General features: G+C 71.5%; 2 protein-coding genes. One reads left to right on the forward strand and one right to left on the reverse strand.

Features of this window, described 5'->3' with window-relative positions; genetic code table 11:
- On the forward strand, window positions 1-387 hold a 387-nt coding region (gene yaaA / locus G6019_RS17535), incomplete at its 5' end, for a peroxide stress protein YaaA (RefSeq protein ID WP_241726122.1).
- An 8-nt stretch (window positions 388-395) separates the two neighbouring features.
- Here the strand turns inward: yaaA and cobA are convergent.
- Window positions 396-1,181 (reverse strand): uroporphyrinogen-III C-methyltransferase (gene cobA / locus G6019_RS16740; protein WP_182628109.1); only part of this gene is annotated, 786 nt, incomplete at its 5' end.

Raw genomic sequence — 1,181 nt, forward strand, 5'->3', positions numbered from 1 at the left:
GCCGACCCCATCCCCCACTACCGACTCTCGGCGGGGACCCGACTACCCGGACTCGGCACGCTCCGCTCCGTGTGGAAGCCCGCACTCACCGCCGCCACCTCGCAGTGGGCGGACGACCTCGTGATCGATCTCCGGTCAGGGGGTTACCAGCAGTTGGGACCGGTTCCGGGCGCCGTCACGGTCGACGTCGTCACCCAGTACCCGGACGGCACCCGCAAGGTGGTCTCCCACTTCTCCAAGCACCACAAGGGGCTCCTCGCCAGATCGCTCGCGACCTCACGCGCGGAGATGACGGACATCCCGGCGCTGCTGCGGGTGGCCAGGCGGGCCGGACACACGCTCGAGCACGACTCGGCCACCACCCTGACGATGGTGACCCGCCCCTGAGAGCCGCCTCAGGCCCGGGTCAGCACCTGCGGGAGCCCGGCGACCGCACCGACCACCACGATCGCCGGTGGCCGTACGTCATGGCTGGACAGGGTGTCCGCCATGGTCCCGAGGGTGCACCGGTGCGCCAACTGGCCGTCCAGGCTCCCGTCCACGATGATCGCGGCGGGTGTGTCCGCCGACCGCCCACCGGTCATGAGCGACTCCGCGATGGCCGGGGAGTTCTTGACCCCCATGAGGATGACCAGCGTCCCCCGCATCCGTGCCAGGGCCTCCCAGTCGATCAGAGAGCCCGGGTGGCCCGGCGGCAGATGACCCGAGACGATGGTGACCTCATGGGTCATGCCGCGGTTGCTCACGGGGATCCCTGCCAGGGCGGGGACGCTGAGCGCGCTCGACACCCCGGGGACGACACTGCAGGGGATCCCGGCCTCCGCGCAGGCCTGTGCCTCCTCGTATCCCCGCCCGTAGAGGAACGGGTCACCGCCCTTGAGCCGGACGACGAACTTGCCCTCCCGCGCCCGGTCCACGAGTACCTGGTTGATGGCGTCCTGGGCCATGGACCTGCCGTACGGGATCTTCGCCGCGTCGACGATCTCCACGGTCGGACGCAGCTCCCCCAGCGGACGCTGGGGCGCGAGCCGGTCGGCCACCACGACGTCGGCGCGCGAGAGCAGATTCCTGCCCCGCAGCGTCATGAGGTCGTCCGCTCCCGGGCCACCGCCGACCAGCGCGACGGTGCCCCGCAGCTCCTCCTTGGCGTCCGGTGCTCCGGCGCTCGCGCCGTCCAGTGC

This window comes from Dietzia sp. DQ12-76 (assembly GCF_014145045.1).
GTDB lineage: Bacteria > Actinomycetota > Actinomycetes > Mycobacteriales > Mycobacteriaceae > Dietzia.